15 protein-coding genes are annotated in these 16,831 nt (G+C 52.3%); 6 read left to right on the forward strand and 9 right to left on the reverse strand.

Annotated elements, in window-relative coordinates; all coding sequences use genetic code 11:
• Positions 1–82: 82 nt before the first annotated feature.
• The 6 genes from H8L67_RS09115 to H8L67_RS09140 all read left to right on the forward strand — a co-directional run bounded on the left by H8L67_RS09115 (position 83) and on the right by H8L67_RS09140 (position 5,410).
• Positions 83–772, forward strand: a complete 690-nt coding sequence (locus tag H8L67_RS09115) for an NAD-dependent epimerase/dehydratase family protein (RefSeq protein WP_220379514.1) — start codon at positions 83–85, stop codon at positions 770–772.
• Positions 769–1,716 carry a glycosyltransferase family 2 protein gene (locus H8L67_RS09120; RefSeq protein ID WP_220379515.1) on the forward strand — a complete coding sequence of 316 codons (948 nt, stop codon included), beginning with the start codon at positions 769–771 and terminating at the stop codon, positions 1,714–1,716. Before H8L67_RS09115 ends, H8L67_RS09120 begins: the two co-directional genes overlap by 4 nt.
• Complete coding sequence (locus H8L67_RS09125; RefSeq protein ID WP_220379516.1) at positions 1,709–2,125, forward strand: GtrA family protein; 417 nt, start codon at positions 1,709–1,711, stop codon at positions 2,123–2,125. The genes H8L67_RS09120 and H8L67_RS09125 overlap by 8 nt, the downstream gene beginning before the upstream one ends.
• Entirely contained in the window at positions 2,126–3,454 is a 1,329-nt protein-coding gene (locus tag H8L67_RS09130; protein WP_220379517.1) for an NAD(P)/FAD-dependent oxidoreductase, read from the forward strand.
• On the forward strand, positions 3,451–4,569 hold the full coding sequence (locus H8L67_RS09135) for a hypothetical protein (protein WP_220379518.1): 1,119 nt from the start codon (positions 3,451–3,453) through the stop codon (positions 4,567–4,569). The genes H8L67_RS09130 and H8L67_RS09135 overlap by 4 nt, the downstream gene beginning before the upstream one ends.
• 295 nt (positions 4,570–4,864) lie before the next feature.
• The gene (locus tag H8L67_RS09140) at positions 4,865–5,410 is read left to right on the forward strand and encodes a hypothetical protein (protein ID WP_220379519.1); all 546 of its coding nucleotides are present in this window, start codon (positions 4,865–4,867) and stop codon (positions 5,408–5,410) included.
• Between the two features lie 13 nt (positions 5,411–5,423).
• On the opposite strand, the gene H8L67_RS09145 is transcribed toward H8L67_RS09140, so the two are convergent.
• From H8L67_RS09145 to H8L67_RS09185, 9 genes are all read right to left on the reverse strand, one after another.
• Entirely contained in the window at positions 5,424–7,892 is a 2,469-nt protein-coding gene (locus tag H8L67_RS09145) for a glycosyltransferase family 4 protein (RefSeq protein WP_255555960.1), read from the reverse strand.
• 28 nt (positions 7,893–7,920) lie between these two features.
• Entirely contained in the window at positions 7,921–8,892 is a 972-nt protein-coding gene (gene gmd / locus H8L67_RS09150) for a GDP-mannose 4,6-dehydratase (RefSeq protein WP_220379520.1), read from the reverse strand.
• Complete coding sequence (locus tag H8L67_RS09155) at positions 8,889–9,803, reverse strand: GDP-mannose 4,6-dehydratase (protein WP_220379521.1); 915 nt, start codon at positions 9,801–9,803, stop codon at positions 8,889–8,891. The genes gmd and H8L67_RS09155 overlap by 4 nt, the downstream gene beginning before the upstream one ends.
• Positions 9,800–11,239: a class I SAM-dependent methyltransferase gene (locus H8L67_RS09160; RefSeq protein WP_220379522.1), complete on the reverse strand. Its 1,440-nt coding sequence runs from the start codon at positions 11,237–11,239 to the stop codon at positions 9,800–9,802. Before H8L67_RS09160 ends, H8L67_RS09155 begins: the two co-directional genes overlap by 4 nt.
• The gene (locus H8L67_RS09165; RefSeq protein ID WP_220379523.1) at positions 11,229–12,470 is read right to left on the reverse strand and encodes an ABC transporter ATP-binding protein; all 1,242 of its coding nucleotides are present in this window, start codon (positions 12,468–12,470) and stop codon (positions 11,229–11,231) included. The genes H8L67_RS09160 and H8L67_RS09165 overlap by 11 nt, the downstream gene beginning before the upstream one ends.
• On the reverse strand, positions 12,467–13,252 hold the full coding sequence (locus tag H8L67_RS09170; protein ID WP_220379524.1) for an ABC transporter permease: 786 nt from the start codon (positions 13,250–13,252) through the stop codon (positions 12,467–12,469). The genes H8L67_RS09165 and H8L67_RS09170 overlap by 4 nt, the downstream gene beginning before the upstream one ends.
• A 5-nt stretch (positions 13,253–13,257) precedes the next feature.
• Positions 13,258–14,478 (reverse strand): glycosyltransferase, encoded by a 1,221-nt coding sequence (locus tag H8L67_RS09175; protein WP_220379525.1) that lies wholly within the window; start codon positions 14,476–14,478, stop codon positions 13,258–13,260.
• A 187-nt stretch (positions 14,479–14,665) separates the two neighbouring features.
• Positions 14,666–15,568, reverse strand: coding sequence for a class I SAM-dependent methyltransferase (locus H8L67_RS09180; protein ID WP_220379526.1), 903 nt, complete (start codon positions 15,566–15,568; stop codon positions 14,666–14,668).
• Between the two features lie 69 nt (positions 15,569–15,637).
• On the reverse strand, positions 15,638–16,816 hold the full coding sequence (locus tag H8L67_RS09185) for a cystathionine gamma-synthase (protein WP_220379527.1): 1,179 nt from the start codon (positions 16,814–16,816) through the stop codon (positions 15,638–15,640).
• Between the last annotated feature and the right edge of the window lie 15 nt (positions 16,817–16,831).

Genomic DNA, 16,831 nt, shown 5'->3' on the forward strand with positions numbered 1-16,831 from the left:
CATTCACCGGGGTCGTTATCCGGCTGGTGACGATCCCCGCCCTGCCTGCAACCGTAGGCCCTTATTCAATAATGGAAGTTTAGTGAAGATAGTCGGCAATGGACTGTTGGCGAATGCGGTTCGCGCTTGCGGTGAGGAATTCGATGCTGTCGTCTTTGCGTCAGGGGTTTCCAACTCATCCGAAACCAGAGCCTCTGAGTTTGATCGTGAGTATGCGATGTTGTGCACGCATCTGGAAGAGTACCCGGCCTCGGTGGTCTATTTCAGCACTTGCAGTATTAGTGATCCGGACCGCGCGAACAGTCCTTACGTCAAGCACAAGTTGAATATGGAACGCTTGGTGGGACAACATCCAAAGCATCAAATTTTCAGACTTCCTCAAGTTGTGGGCCTAACCCCCAACCCGCACACGCTTACTAATTTCATCGCAACCCATCTTCAAAGCGGCGAGCGTTTCGCAATTTGGGGGAATGCCGTTCGATGCCTCGTGGATGTGGAAGACGTCGCGCGAATTTCCGTCCAGCACACTGCGCAAGCAACTTCATCTGGCATCAGCGAAATTGCGCCACCGGAAGTCGTCTCCATGCTTGAACTGGTCGGCCTGATGGAGAGCGTTTTACGGCGAACCGCCAACTTCGACGTTGTGGATTCGGGCGGCGGCTCCACGCCCGACTCGGCAATGATGGTCCGTTGGTCAAACGAATTGGAGATTGACGTATCGCCGGGCTATACATTTCGCGTCCTTCAGAAATATTACGGTAGCAAACAATGAAGCCAGCCATTTCCGTCGTCATTCCGGTATATCGCAGTGAATCCATCTTGCCGGAACTCGTCAAACAATTGGAGCGGGAGCTTGCAAAAAATTACGGGGACTCGTTCGAAGTCGTGATGGTAAACGATTGCAGTCCAGACAAATCCTGGCACGTACTCAAAGGTCTGGCCAGAGATAGACCGTGGTTGAAAGCAATCAATCTCAGGAAAAACGCCGGACAGCACAACGCTGTTCTCTGCGGAATGCGCAATACACGAGGTCAAGTTGTCGTCACCATGGATGACGACTTGCAGCACTCTCCTTCCGACATCCAAGTGTTGGTCGAGTCGCTCGCCAAAGGGTACGACGTTTGTTACGGATCGTTCAAAGCCAGAAAGCACGTGTTGTGGAAGCGGCTAGGCAGTCGTTTCAATGATTCAGTTGCAGCGATTCTGCTTGGGAAACCCAAAAACCTGTACCTCTCTCCATTCAAGGCGATGGTGGGTGGCGTGCGGAACGAGTTGGTGCGCTTTGTAGGTCCCAATGTGTACTTGGACGGATTGATACTGCAATCCACTGACCGCATAACCAGCGCGCTAATAGACCATCATGAACGCGCAGATGGTCAGTCCGGATACAGTCTCAGAAAATCCATCTCACTCTGGCTGAAAATGGCAACTGGGTTTTCGGTCGCCCCCTTGAGAATGGCGTCACTGACTGGTCTGGCATTCTCGGTGATAGGACTTGTGGGTGCGCTTGCGTTCGTCATTCAGAGATTCACGATTAATGCGATGCCGATCGGGTGGTCTTCACTAATGGTCTCGTCAATGATTCTGGGTGGAATCCAACTTATGTCTGTTGGCATTATCGGTGAGTACTTGGGGCGCGTTCTGCTTCATGTGAACGGTCGCCCTCAGGCCGTCATCGGTGAATCACTAAATCTCGGCGAAGCTGAAAGTGTTTGACCTTCTCAAGAGCAATTCCGCTGCGATACGACAGTTCGTTCTATACGCAATTTGTGGCGGCAGCGGCGTGTTAACCGATCTGGCGATATTCGGAGCGCTTGTTTCAAATGGCGCAAATTACCAGCTTGCAAATTTCGCAGGGTATGCAGCAGGCACGCTTATAAGCTTCTTGCTAAACCGAAAATTCACTTTTGACGCGAAAGATCGCCCCTTTGAAAGACTCGCGTTGTTTTTAGGTACCGCCCTGCTGGGTTACATAGTCTCCAGCGCATTGCTGTGGGTGCTGATTTCCAAGCTGAATTTCTCACCTTTCGTCGCCAAAATCGCAACCTTGGGTGTGGTACTGGTTCTTCAATTCTCAATCAACAAAGCAGTCACGTTTCGCACAACTGAAGGAAGCGCCAGCTAAATGCAACAGGATATTGAACAAAGCAGCTTTCACACCGCTGTCGTCGGTGGGGGATTCGCAGGGCTCGCGGTTGCCTATGAATTGGCCAAAGCCGGAAAATCCGTAGTGGTCGTTGAAGCTGATTCGCAAGTCGGAGGCTTGGCGGGCGGCTTCAATGTAGAACAGCAAACGTTAGAGAAGTTTTACCATCACTGGTTCAACAATGATCTCGACATCATGCGGATAATCTCGGAACTGGGAGAGGAGGACAAAGTTGTCCTGCGACCGACCCGAACAGGCATGTACTACTCCAACCAGTTCTTTCGTTTGAGTACCCCGCTCGATTTGTTGAGGTTTAACGCACTCCCGTTTCATGATCGCATCCGTCTCGGCATTGCCGTATTGCGGGCAAAGCGGGTAAAGGATTGGAAAACGCTTGAAAGCCTGACGGCCAAGGAATGGCTGATAAAGCTTTGCGGGCAAAGGGCATATCACGTCGTTTGGGATCCGCTCTTGGTAGGAAAATTCGGAAGCGTGGCCAACGACATTTCCGCCGTCTGGTTCTGGAAAAAGCTGGTATTACGCGGCGGAAGTCGAAGTTCATCCGGCGACGAGGTGTTAGCCTATTTCCGCGGTGGATTTGCAGCTTTAGCCGAACGACTCGCGGCTGAGATCGTCCGTTTGGGCGGGCGGGTCATGGTTTCAACTACCGCACGCAAAGTCCTTACGTCCGACGGAAAGGCGACTGGTGTTGAACTTGCCGATGGTGAGGTTGTGCGATCTGACAATGTGGTCCTCTCCACCGCGTTTCCAATCTCGGCAGACTTGCTAGAAGGCTCGGTGCCTGAGACTTTCTTGAGCCAATTGAGAAGAATCCGTTATTTGGCAAATGTCTGTCTTGTGTTGACACTCGACCGAAGTCTCTCAGACACCTATTGGCTGAACGTCAATGACCCCGGATTTCCGTATGTGGGCGTAATTGAGCATACGAATTTCGAGCCGCCAAGTTCCTACGGCGGCCGACACATTGTCTATCTGTCAAAGTACCTGCCAACCGACCATCCCATGTACAACATGGATGATGATGCGCTTGTCGAATTTTCCCTTCCACATTTGAAGAAGATGTTTCCCGAGTTCGACAAAACGTGGATTGTCGACGCGCATGTCTGGAAGGCCGACTACGCACAGCCGATTGCGGAGAGATTTTATTCTTCCCTAGTCCCCGGTAATAACACCCCACTCGCCAACGTATATTTGACCAGCATGGCGCAAGTCTATCCTGAAGATCGGGGAACCAACTATGCCGTCAAGGAAGGGCGACGCTTAGCCAAAATGATGCTCGAGCCGTGAGCATTTTTAGAGCTCTGTGTGCTTTAAAGCCGGACTTTTACGCGTTGGTTTTTTCAACCGCGCTGCTTTTCGGATTTGCACTGCAGTTCAACGCGACAAATGTCGGGGATGGCGCGGAATACTACGCCATGGAGGTTGCGCTAGCACAGGCAAAAGTTCCGTACATGACAGACTCTGGCTGGCAAAAATATCAAAGGCTACGCGAGACCGGTGAAGTCGCTGGCCTCGAACCTACAGGGCAACTGAAAAAGAAGTTTCCGGCGTTGCGCGTGGGATCCACAAGCGATTTTAATCACTTCTGGGCATATTCACTAGCTGGTGCTGTATCAGACACATTTCTACCTGGCGGTGCGCATATTGGCTTTATGGCCCTTCACGCGGCGCTCTTTCTCTTGCTTGTCTGTATCTCTCTCAGAACTGATGGGCGAATGGGCGCGGTCGCGGCTACCGCATTACTGTTAACTTCACCGATGCTCTGGTTTCTCACGAAGGTTCATACGGAGTGGTGGACCGCTACACTGTCGACAGCCGCGTTTATCTGCGCGTTCTCAAGAAAGTGGGCGTTTGCTGCGCTGCTATTCAGTCTAGTGAGCACGCAAAACATCAGCTTTGCCCTGCCAGCTGCTTTTTGCTGGATCATTGGTGCTTACGACTTTTTTCGCATTCCAGCGAATCGGCTTTCCAATTCCGCCCTCTTGATTTTGAGCGCAATCATCGTTCTTGTTCATCCATGGTATTACTTCGCTCGATATGGCGTGGTTACACCTCAGCTGTTGGCCGGCGGCGCTGATCTAAACCGTGATTTCACCGCTTTTCGCTATTTGATAGATCCGGATATTGGTCTGTTTCCGAACTGGCCACTGGGTTTGCTACTGCTCGGTGTCTCTGTTTTCTATCTTATTCATGATGGATGGGAACGCCTAAAGGCGAACATGGGCCCAGTTTTGCTTGTGCTCGTCTACTGCACCTCCGCACTATGGGCGCACAATGCAAGTCAGAATATGAATTCTGGCGCGACCGTGCACTTGGCCAGATACGGCCTCTGGTATCTGCCGCTGTTTTATTTTCCACTTCTGAGAGTGTTCAAGAGCTTTGATCGACCCCATCATGCGTAGGCTAAAGACAGTTCTGGCCACAGTTGTTTTTTCAATTCTGGCTTGCTGGAATCTATGGAATTTTTGGCCTGCCCTCCCGCAGACGTTTACTGAGCCCTCTCCTGCGGCCCGACTAATTTATTCATCTCTACCGAATATCTACGATCCGCCAGCCGAAGTATTCTTCGAACGCAATTCTGGACTTGGCGAGGTAGCAGCAATTCGCCCATCAGTAGTGTTAGGACCCAATTGCAGAAAAGCACTCTTTTTGGGTCCGGGAAGCCATCCGAAAGTAGTCGGATCAAGTCTTTGTAGCATGAGTGAATCCGAAATAACGCGCGCGATTGCTTCTTTTACTCAGGAATTCAACACTACAGATGAGCGCTACTTCAGCATTTCCTCCGACGTCATTGACCGTCTAACTGTCATCGCCAACAAAGGTCAGGTTTACACGTCTACATCGTCGCCCTCGTTCCGACAGTTCCAGGATACAAACTGGGGTCAGCTGGAACCATGGGGAAGCTGGAGCATTGGCAAGAAATCTTCGCTCAAATTCCGCATTGCAAACGGTACTGATCCTGTCGCCGTATACCTGAAACTAACGTCCTTTTTCGCGTTATCGCATCAAGCCGTGGACGTCAGCTTTCTCGTAAACGGCAAGCAGATTGCGGCAACTACTATTTCTTCAGCGAAAATTCCGATCGAAATAAATCTCGAGTTACCGGCGGCTTTATTGGCCAAGTCCAACGGCTTAGTTGCGATTGACATTCACGTGGCAAACCCAGCTTCGCCAGCTGAACTAAATTTGTCACCCGATAACCGAAGGCTCGGAGTGGGCTTGATTGCCATCTCTATCAAATAGCAGCGTGCCGCTACTAAGGCTCAATCAAAGTTGAAAACAGAATACGAGAAGCTTCAGTCCACGTCAGTGTCTTGATATTTCTCGGAACTTTCCAATTCCTACGCAGTAGAGAGGCCGAAACTTCGCGCGAGAGTTCTTTGTCATTGCCCACCGGAAAGTAAGTCGCTTCGCATTCTGCAATTTCACGAAAAACGACCAAATCTGAAAGGAACAACGGCTTCCCCAAGCTACCTGCCTCGACAACCGGCAAGCCAAACCCTTCTGCTACAGACGCCTGAATCAGGGCGTCGGATCGATCCAAAATCGAAGACAAGTCTTCGTCGCTTAAACTTTCCAGCCAAAACAAGCGTTTGTGTAGCTCAGAATGGGTACGCAGCTTCTTAGCGAAATGCTCAATGTTCCATCCTTGCTTCCCGACGAGGACGAGACGTACGTCCTCGTCCGCACTCCAAAGTCTTTCAAAGGCACGCAAAATCGTTTCGTAATCTTTCCTTGGTTCTACAGTGCCAATAGCGAGAAAAACCGGGCTAGCGCCCAAGATCTTCTTCAATTCCACTATTCGATCCGAGTCACCAGCCGTCGCGCTGCCCATTTCGAGATCACTCCCTAGGTGCACATTGCGCGTCCACGGTCTAGGCGTTGCTTGATGCAGGGTTTCATTCATGTATTCAAGAAGATCCGCTTCCGTTGCATGAGAAATGCATATGAATCCGTCGGCAGTTTGAATCGCGTAGTCAATCCAACCCTTGAATGCAGGAAGTACCTGAGGGTCGCAAGTCTCAGGAACACGTATTGGGATCAAGTCGTACACCATCCACACGACCTCTCCACCCAAGCTCCTGATCTCTGCGTGGAATGCCTCGAATCTTTGAGGCAGCCACCAGGAAGAGTCGACCATGAAGACAATGTCATTAACTTCCGGCCGAAGCAGATTGTTAAGAGAGATATCAGCATTTGACTTTGTACGCTCTTGACCCAAAAAGTCAGAAGCATCCATGATTCCCGTTTCGGTCCAGCAAAACGGTACGACCTGGTGGCCGGTTTGCGTGGCCGCATTGTGCAGACCCCTGCAGAAATTCCGCACAACCCGTTGAATTCCGCTCCGAGCGTCCAGTCGGACCACCTCGGTAATATCGACTAATATTCTTCGGTTTGCCTTCTTGTTTATCCGGCTTAAGGCTTGCTTCAGCTCTACAACGCCGTCGCGATCGGAATGCCTGACGGCTGCTGCGAGCGTGCTAATCTCTGATTCGCTAGGCAACCATTTGGTTGCCTTGGGCGCCTGCACGACAGACAAACCTCGCAGTGCTTCAATGGCGAGCGTTGCGCATTTGGACCAAGTAAAGCCGTGTGCGTGCTCGATTGCGCCCGCTTTGAGACGGCTTCTAAAACTCTCGTCTGAGAGTGCCCGCGCCAAGAGTTCGGCTCCTTCGCTGGAATTGTCTGGCGAGAACAGCGCTTCGGCTGTGTGTATGACCTCCGGAAGCGCTCCCGCATTTGATGAGAGAACGGGCGCGCCAGCAGCCATTGCTTCGAGAATAGGCAGACCAAAGCCCTCATAATGTGAGGGGAAATAGAAGACTGCGCATCTCTTGTACAACGTGGCAAGCTCTTCTTCGCTAACCTGCCCCGCAACAACTACGCTGTCTTTCAGGCTCGAGTGCTCTGCCTTCAACGCGTCAGTTACGTCAGTGCCGACACGGGTAAACACGAGTTGGTGCGTGTCCCGAACGTCGGCAGGGAGCATCGAGAATGCCTCCAGAGCGCCGATGCAATTCTTTCGCCAGTCTGCGTTTCCGACCATCAGGACAAACGGGCGGTCAATTCCAAATTTCCCAAGAACGTCGTCTTCATCTATGCCCTCAACGCTCGCCAGATGAACGTCCAAACCCGCGCCGATTACTACAATCTTAGCTTCGTCAACTCCAAGATGCTCGATCAAATCACGCTTGGTTGCTTCCGAAATAGCAAGAAACAGGTCAAAGTCGGCTAACAGCCCGACTTTCTCCCGATACCAAGTCGAAATGAACTCGCCTTCCGGAAGATACATTTCAGGGAATGACAGCGGAATAAGGTCATAAGCAATGACTGCCTTTGCAACCGAACGATCGGTGCTCAGCTCAGCCGTAAATCGTTCACCGACCTCGAAAAAACTCGTACAAAGGATTACGTCACTCTCGAGCGCTTCGGCAGTTCTTGCTTTGAGCAACGCCGCAGACTCCCTCAGCTCGCGATGAAGGTCGGTGAAGCTTGCGCTCGATGGATAGCTGTATGTGGCCGTCTTGGCGCCGACTTCCCTCGCCCTCAGCTTTCTTCTCAATTCGCCGAGCCGATGCTCTTCGACACCGTCCAACAACAGTGTTGTATGGATATCTCGAAATCCCATCTCAAGCATGGCGCTTACGAGGCTGAACGCATAGCGCCCTATGCCACGATCGCGCGAGTCGGTTTGGCATGCTTGCATGTCGACAGTTAGTAACATGGCAGTTGTTAGCCCCTTCAAAGATTGGTTACGCGCTGAGTCTGCGCAAATCAGCTTCAACCATCATGACAATCAGCTCCTTGAGGCTGGTCTTTGGCGTCCAGCCCAAATTGGCTTGGGCCTTTGCGGGATTGCCGAGTAACACATCAACCTCCGCAGGGCGGAAGAACTTCGGATCAATCACCAAATGATCCGCCATATTCAGCCCCACGTGTTCGAATGCGATTTCGCACATTTCGCGAACTGTGGTGGTTATGCCAGTCGCGACTACGTAATCATCAGCTACATCTTGCTGGGTCATGAGCCACATCGCCTCCACGTAGTCTCCTGCAAAGCCCCAATCCCGCTTTGCGTCGATGTTGCCCAACCGTAGCTCGCGCGACTTGCCGAGCTTGATAGACGCCACGGCGTGCGTCACCTTACGCGTCACGAATTCGATGCCTCTCAACGGAGACTCGTGATTGAACAGAATTCCGCTTGAAGCGTGAAGTCCAAAACTCTCACGGTAGTTGACTGTCATCCAGTGCGCCATGAGTTTTGCAGCACCGTAAGGGCTTCTCGGATAAAAAGGCGTCGTTTCATCTTGTCGCTCTGCCTGGATGAGGCCGAACATTTCACTGGTTGAAGCCTGGTAGAACTTCGCCGCCGGGTTTGCGATTCGGACCGATTCAATGACGTTTAATGCCCCCACGCCGTCGACTTGTGCTGTCAGAATCGGTTGCGACCACGAGCTTCCAACGAAGCTTTGCGCGCCGAGGTTGTAGACTTCTTCGGCTTTCGACATCTCCATGGCGCGAATCATTGAAGACAAGTCCGTCAGGTCGCCGTCAATGAGATGCACATCATTCTCAACGCCCACTTCACGAAGTCGCCAAAGGGTGTCAGTGCTCCTTCGGGCGAGAATGCCGTGAACTTTGTAGCCCTTTTCCAAGAGCAGCTTCGAAAGATAGGCACCGTCTTGACCGGTGATACCTGTAATGAGAGCAGATTTGTTGGTCATTTACATTCCAGTTGGCTAAGTATGTCTTTGAGGGTTTGTTCCATCGGTATGGCAGCACGCCAACCAATATCGCGTTGGATCTTGCTCGTATCCGCAACTACGCGTCGCTGCTCCCCGGACCGCATTTTTGCCGGATCAGAGCGTAGTGTCACTGGCAATTCTGCCAATACCGAAAGTGATTCAATCAACTCTCTGATGGTTCTCTCTTTCCCGCTGGCGACATTGTAGATTTCCCCTGCCCTGCCGTCTTCCAAAAGTCTCGCGTACGCAGCCACGACGTCACGGACGTCAGTGAAGTCACGTGTCACGTCAATGTTTCCGACACTGATCTCAGCGCGTGAACACTTCTTCCTCTTCGCTTCGATAATTTGCGATGCAACAGAAGGAACGACGAAAGAGCTGCCTTGCATTGGGCCGATGTGATTGAACGGCCTGGCGATTATCGCCTTGATTCCTTCAGTTCGTTGCCACTGCAGGCATAGGTGTTCTGCGGCGACTTTGCTGACCGCATACGGATTTCTTGGCGCGGGTCTTAGCTCTTCTGAAATGGGTAAGGTTCCCTCGGGGACAGCCCCGTAAACGTCGCCGCTGCTTACGTATACAAATGGACCCGAAAAACCCACCTGAGAAAGAGATTGCAGCAAGTGGAGCGTCCCCAGCAGGTTGATTTCAAGAGTCTCCTCCGGGTTCTCGAATGCGCGAGGCACAAAACTTTGCGCGCCGAGATGCAGCACGCCATCAAAATGATTGGCTTTGATCCATGTGCTCAGTGATCGCATATCCCTGAGGTCAAGTCCCTTTTTCAAGGGCAGCACTCGCCAGTCCAGCCGCTCTTCCAAAGCTGCATTGGAGACATGCTTTCCAACGAATCCGGACGCACCCGTGACAAGTAAAGTTCGAACGGAATTCACTCTTTGATTCCAATAACTGCGTAGTCCGGCGCAGCCGTCAATAGCTCAACGAACTTGTTAATTGGATCCGCTCCCGGTTGATCCGGTGAAACGTGCGCGACCGGCATTTCTCCGCGAGCTTCCCTCAGTCGCAAGGTCTCAACTTGACCGAAGCCACGTGTTTTCAGCAGCCATTGCAAGGTCTCCGGGGGAATCGGGTTCCGGTGGGTTGGATCCAGATAGAAGTAACGGCTGGAAACCAAAAGATTTTCCGGATTAGGGGTTTCAAGAATTAAAACACCGCCGGGTCGAAGAACGCGTAGTGACTCATCGACCAGCTCGATGAGCTTGGAAAAGTCAAGGTGTTCGGCCAAGTGTATCGCCGAAATGGCAGCGACGCTCGCCGCTTCTTGCTCTTCAAGATATTCGATCCCGTCTTGCAAGACGACTGATAAATTGCGCGCCTTGCAGCCATCAATGAAGGCCGTGTTCGTATCCACGCCGACAGCTTCAAAACCCGCGTCGCCTAACACTTCCAGCATTTCGCCATTGCCGCAACCAACGTCCAACAATAAATCACCTGCACCCACACCTTGCCTCTTCAAGAGGTCGACATAGGGCTGGAGCCGTTGCCGAATCAGCGCGCTGGACCCCCTGAACGCCTTCTCGAAGTCCACATAAATCGCGTCCTGAGACTGATCTTTCTCCTTGGCGGTACGGCGCGCGTCATCCTCTTTCGCAATCCAGTATCCATGAGCAGAGAGTTGCGTGTGTATATCAGAAATCTCCGACTTCGCAACAGTCAACGCAGACTTCAGTTCATGTTCGACGAAACGACCAATTTCATTGATTTCACGCACCAAATTCGCGTGACCATTTTGGTAAGTTGCCAGCTCACTCACGAGATCGCTCATGTTGTCTTTCAAGTCCAGTACCGCGTCGGCGATATTGAAGAGCTTCAGTGACTGAGCCTCTTGCTCTATCGCGATCCGGTTCAATGCATGCGTAATGTGCACGTTTGGTTCGGTGTAACCGACAAACCGGTCTGCAAGACGTATATATCGCCCAATCCAACGCTTGCGTTTCCAGCGCTCGACCAGGGTCGGGCCCAGCAAGCCATCTATGTGAACACGATGGGCCTCCCCTTCCGGCGACCAGCGGAGCTCGGCCAATATCTCGATCCGGCTTCTCGCACCTCTCTCGAGCGCTTCGCAGTTCATTGCGAAGCCCCCCGGATCAGGAAGACGTCGCAGAATTGCAACGTAAGCATTGCGGACAAAAGCCGGACCGTGGAAGGCCATCAGATCAGACAAGGCGTACTCATTCTGCCGACTCAATATCGTCGGCTTCCAGACGACCTCAGCCCCTTGATGCACGCTTTGAGAGTCAAGCGCCACCCGCCGGGAAACTTGGCGGATCACTCGCTCGACGTTCACGAATCCTGTATCAGTGTGCATGCGTCCCCCTGAACTCGACAACCTGAATCGTAGGGGGCATGTGTGCGCACCCGATGAAAAACGGATACTCCGTATTGGCGACGGTAAAGACGACGGCCAGATCTTTCCAGTGGAAATTATCCACCAAGTGGGTTTCGGTACTGCTCAATGCAACGGAAAAGGAGTAGCTGCCCGGTCCCAGCGAGTTTTTGAAGGAAACATCGAACGTCAGTCGGTCTCCAGCCTTAAGGGAGTTGACGACTTGCTGCGTGTAGGAAGTGTTCGTTCCGAAAACGGGTTGCCCCAATCGGTCTCTAATCATGTATCCGAAAACCATTTGCGGAATTTCGGCTCTGATTTCCGTAGCAACGCTCAGATGTATTAGATCACCCACTTTGGCATATTCAATTTGGCTGCCGTCCGAATCCAACAGACGGCAAGACGTTATGACAGCTTCATTCGTCCCTGAAGCCGTAGAGATACCTTGCTCTCCCGACTGAACGGAAATTGTGGAGCGCTCTTTCTCTGCAATCAGGGCGTTATAAAGATCCAGCGCGGCTTTGGGTTCTGCGTCCAGGATCATTCTTCCTTTCTCCAGAACAATTGCTCTGTCGCACAGTGCTTGTATCGCCCCTGGATCGTGAGAAACGAAAAGCAGCGACGTGCCCAACGCCCTGAATTCATTCATTCGCTTGAAACACTTGTGCACAAAATATGCATCACCGACTGAGAGCGCCTCGTCGACGATCAGCAAATCCGGCCGAATGGCGGTTGCGACACTGAACGCAACGCGCATCTGCATACCTGACGAATATGAACGCATCGGCTCGTCAAAATAGTCGCCGATCTCAGCAAACGCTTCGATGTCAGGGATCAAGGCTTCCATATCTTGACCGGTAATGCCCATCATTCCACATACGTGTCTTGAGTTCTCGCGTCCGCTGAGCTCCGGGTTGAATCCCAACCCTAGCTCTAACAACGCAGCGACGCGGCCTCGCACATCTACCCGCCCTTCGCTTGGCCAAGACGTCCCGACAATCATTTTGAGAAGCGTGCTCTTCCCCGCGCCATTCTGGCCGATGATCCCCAAGCTCTCGCCCGGTCGGACACTAAATGACACATGCCTAAGAACCCACGACTCTTCAATGGGCAGAATGTTGAAGCCTGACCATCTCAAAATTCGATGGATCGTACTTCGAAATTTGGTGTATGCCTTACCGGCATTCTGCACCCTTACCAAATCCTCATTCATAGTTCATCAACCAGATCCGGTGAAGCGCGCCTGAAGAGAAGAGTCCCGAACGCAAGGAGAGCGCATGCCAAAACGAAGACGATCAACATGGGCTCCGGCGTTGGTATGCGCCCGAAGACGACAACGGAATGAAAGGCTTCCACAAGCGTGTACATTGGGTTGAATTGCGCAAAGAATGAGATTCTCTCTGGCAAGACGCTACTCGGGTAAACCACCGGCGTTAGCCAGAACCAGAACTGCAAGAGGATTGCGAAAACCTGACCGAAATCTCGCGAGAAAACGTTTATCGTTCCTGCCAACAAGCCGACGCCGACCGCAAATAGGGCAGTTATGGCGATAAGGACAGGCAACCAAATCCATGTTGCGTGCAAGGGAAAACCTGCAAGCAATAAAATGAAAAATGATGCGACGCTCAGCGCGACGGTACCGACCAGAGCGCTCACGACAACGATGGCAGGTAGTGCAATTCGCGGAAAATTGACTTTTTTCAATAAACTGGAATTGTCCATGAACATGGTCAAAGATCTACTTACAATTTCCGAAAACGTGTTCCAACAAATCATTCCGGAAAGCAGATACGCCGTATAAGAAAACTTGCTTTCCACCCCTGGTAACCGAGTTGCAAGCACTGAGGAAAGAACGGTTGCATAAATCAGCACCTGCGCGAGTGGATTCAGAACAACCCAAGCCAGCCCAAAACGACTCCGTACAAATCGCGCTTTGTACTCATTGATAACCGCAAGCCAAACAAAGCCGCGATATCGCCAAAGCGCGTCCATCATTGCGTTCAATTGAGCTCCCCTCTCAGTTCCAGATCATGGATCGCGTTCAACAGGTTGGTTGCGCACCGCTTCGGATCCAAAAACTGCCTCACTATTTGTCGATTCTGAATGCCATTTTCGTTTGATCTTGCGTCGAATGCCAACCGCATTTTCGAAGACGCGTCCTGAAGATCAGCGACGGCCCAAAGTGCAGCAGGGTTTGCGCTCTCGTACTGCGCGCCCGTCACCGGCTCAAGCGTGAAACGCACCAAGCCCGGCCATGCATTTTTCATGAAGTCCACATTTCCCGACCATCCTGTGGCGATTACCGGCATTCCCATAGCCATGCATTCGGCCAGAGCAAGTCCGAATCCTTCAGAGCAGTGCAAAGACACAAAGACATCACAACTCCTCTGGAGCGAAACCATGTGGGCATGCTCGATGATTTGATCAACCACTCGGATCCTTCGATCGCTTGCCGCAGCATTCAATAGCTCGCGAAGCTCCACGGGAAACTTGAACCCGTTGCTGCACTTGACCAGCAGCATGACGTTCTCTGCAGAATTGAACGCTCGCTTGAATGCTTCGATTGTTGCGAAAGGATTCTTTCGTTGAATCGAAGAAGCAAAGTCGAAGCAAGTAAGAAATATGAATGTGTTTTCGGGAAGACCGAAATCTCCGCGTGTTAATCCACCTCCCGCCGTCTCAGTCAAAGGGATGGGAACACAAATCGTGGGTTTCGTCGTTGCAGCTTTGAACGAACGCTCTACGAATTCACTTGCAGCAAGCAATCCGTCCACGTGCTCAAGCGCCGGCAACCAGCCATCTGGAATTTGCTCAAGCTCCCAGAACCAGCATCCAATAACCTTAGTGCCCGCATATCGCGAAGCAACTGGATCAAACTCAGGCCTCAACATCTGGTCTGGATTCGCGAACACCAATGTTATGTCGTGAGGCGCACTGTCAACAATGAGGTCTTTGAGTTCCCGGTTAGTACTGGAATGCGCGATCGGTAGACTGATGTTATTGAGAGCAACAGGAATTCCTGCGCCAATCAAGGCGCGGGCATATGCCCTCGCGCTCTCCGCGAGACCGAAATCACCTAGAAAAAAACCGAACAAATTTACTCCGCGACCTGCCTTCGCGCCTTTCGAGCGTTCGAGACCAGCATTTCGAAGCGGCACCACGGGACCTGGCGGCAGCTTTCCGAATCCAAGCGCATTACTTTCAGCGCGCGCAGCGGACAAGTTGGCCAATGCAATCCGATACCGAAGCGATTCGGGCAGCAACGAATACGTGCGACTTACGAAAGAAATCGATCTGAGCGCAACGAAGAGTCTGAGCCAAAACCTCTTTAGCATCGACACCCAAGACCCAAATGTCCGATGGCCGCTGGTCTTGCTTGACATATTTCCCTGACTCAAAATTGTATGATTAGTCAAGCGCATCTGCGGGATAGCTTCGATACAACCAGGAAGGCTTGAGACTGCTGGCGTTACCCGTATTTAGCCATTTCGAGAAAAGATACTGGCCGAGATCGTGTTCTCGATTCGGAATGTTCAGAAGAACAGGTTGAAGCATGCTTTCAGGAGTGACTCCCGGGATGTCGTCATGAACGTTCGCCGTAAAGCTCGCGGCATTTTCGAAACCGCAGTGCACCATCAATTGGTGCAGTTCATGCCGTGTATATTCTCGATTGTGTCTGCCGTACGGACCGTAACCGGAATAGGGATCGTAGATGTTCCGACCCTCGATGAACGCAACCACGTTTTCGAGCCTGGCCGCATTTGGCGTGGTAAGCACCATTTGCGCACCCTCTTTCATGACTCGCTTCAACTCTAGAAGCACCCGCGCTGGATCTTGCGTCATGTGCTCCAGAACTTCGCAATAGATGACCCAGTCGAAACGATGCTTTTCAAACGGGAGAGGCGTGGTTTCGGTATTGCAATTGAGATATTTCAAAGTTTGGCGGTGGAATTGCCCGTCAAAACCCACGTACTCAAGAACCTGCTCGCTTTCAAAAGATTCGCCGCCGAAATAGTTGACAAGTGTCAGCGAAAGCTTCGGCCGAAAGTACATCAGCAACAAAGTGGTGAAGTAAGGATTCGAGCCGATTTCAAGTAATTCACCCTCGGCATTCTCCGGAATGAGCGCCAGAGTGTGGAGAAATCGCTCGCAGTCCGCAGTCGCATAACCCTTCAGCTCGCCCGTAGCACTTCCGTCGATGGAGAGGCTGGCGAGCGTTTTCAAAATCGACTCTTTGTCAAAGCCTGGCGGCAACGGCAGGGAAGGCTGGTAGCGACGCGCATTCAACTGGTTCCACACATTCGCTGACATAGATTCTCCGACTTTTTTTGATTGCAATTTTCGCCCTCGCATGGACGAGGCCGCCGTTGACTATCTGTTTCAGCTCAGCGCCTGGAACAGGTCCGCACTCAGATCATCCACAGACTCCACCCCCACACTCAACCGCACCAAATTATCGGAAATACCCAGCGCCGCCCGCCGCTCCGACGGCACACTCGCATGCGTCATCACCGCCGGATGGTTGACCAAGCTTTCAACGCCACCCAATGATTCCGCCAGCGTAAACAGTTCCAGCCGCTCACAGAATCGCGAAGCTTCGGGCAAGCCACCTTTCACATAGACTGAAACCATCCCCCCAAAGCCGTCCATCTGGCTTTTTGCCAAAGCATGCTGCGGGTGGCTTGGCAGACCTGGATACAAGACCTTTTCAACGTTGGGATGCTTTTCCAACATCTCCGCGATCGCCATTGCATTCTCGCAATGTGCCTTCATGCGCAAATGCAAAGTCTTCAAGCCACGTAAGGCCAAGAAGCTGTCAAACGGCCCTTGCACCCCGCCAATTGAGTTTTGCAGGAACGCCAGTTGTTCCGCCAAATCGGCGTTGTCGCCCACCACCAACATGCCCCCCACCATGTCTGAGTGGCCATTGAGATACTTGGTGGCGGAATGCATCACGATGTCAGCACCCAATTCCAGAGGGCGCTGCAACATCGGCGACGCAAACGTGTTGTCAACGACCACAATGAGTCCGTGCTTTTTGGCAACGGCACAAACAGCGGCGATATCAATGATCTTCAACAACGGGTTCGTCGGTGTCTCGATCCACACCAATTTGGTTTTCGGCGTGATGGCCGCCTCGAAGGCCGCCAGATCGGTCAAATCGACAAAGCTGAAATCCAAGCCTGCGCTCCGACGGCGCACACGCTCGAATAATCGGTAGGTGCCGCCGTACAAATCGTCGACGGCCACCACATGGTCTCCGCTGTCCAACATTTCCAGCAGCGTGGAGGTTGCCGCCATGCCCGAAGCGAAAGCAAACCCGCGGGTGCCCCCTTCCAGAGCGGCGACGCAGCGCTCATACGCAAATCGCGTTGGATTGTGGGTCCGCGAATACTCGAATCCTTGGTGCACCCCTGGGCTCGACTGTGCGTAGGTACTGGTCGCGTAAATCGGCGGCATGACGGCGCCGGTGGTCGGGTCGGGAGACTGACCGCCGTGGATGGCGAGCGTACCCAGTGCAAGCGCTGTCTGGCTTGCGTCCTTCGTATTCTGTGTCATGGATCCATCCAATCG

Origin of the sequence: Lysobacter soyae (assembly GCF_019551435.1) — a bacterium.
Taxonomy (GTDB): Bacteria; Pseudomonadota; Gammaproteobacteria; order Xanthomonadales; family Xanthomonadaceae; genus Solilutibacter; species Solilutibacter soyae.

Bases quoted from the DNA above. Each gene is read 5' to 3' on its own strand.
- H8L67_RS09170 (WP_220379524.1), bottom strand. From the start codon at position 13,252: ATGATGGACGCGCTTTGGCGATATCGCGGCTTTGTTTGGCTTGCGGTT.
- H8L67_RS09140 (WP_220379519.1), top strand. From the start codon at position 4,865: ATGAGTGAATCCGAAATAACGCGCGCGATTGCTTCTTTTACTCAGGAA.
- H8L67_RS09180 (WP_220379526.1), bottom strand. From the start codon at position 15,568: ATGTCAGCGAATGTGTGGAACCAGTTGAATGCGCGTCGCTACCAGCCT.
- H8L67_RS09185 (WP_220379527.1), bottom strand. From the start codon at position 16,816: ATGACACAGAATACGAAGGACGCAAGCCAGACAGCGCTTGCACTGGGT.
- H8L67_RS09145 (WP_255555960.1), bottom strand. From the start codon at position 7,892: ATGTTACTAACTGTCGACATGCAAGCATGCCAAACCGACTCGCGCGAT.
- H8L67_RS09120 (WP_220379515.1), top strand. From the start codon at position 769: ATGAAGCCAGCCATTTCCGTCGTCATTCCGGTATATCGCAGTGAATCC.
- gmd (WP_220379520.1), bottom strand. From the start codon at position 8,892: ATGACCAACAAATCTGCTCTCATTACAGGTATCACCGGTCAAGACGGT.
- H8L67_RS09130 (WP_220379517.1), top strand. From the start codon at position 2,126: ATGCAACAGGATATTGAACAAAGCAGCTTTCACACCGCTGTCGTCGGT.
- H8L67_RS09165 (WP_220379523.1), bottom strand. From the start codon at position 12,470: ATGAATGAGGATTTGGTAAGGGTGCAGAATGCCGGTAAGGCATACACC.
- H8L67_RS09160 (WP_220379522.1), bottom strand. From the start codon at position 11,239: ATGCACACTGATACAGGATTCGTGAACGTCGAGCGAGTGATCCGCCAA.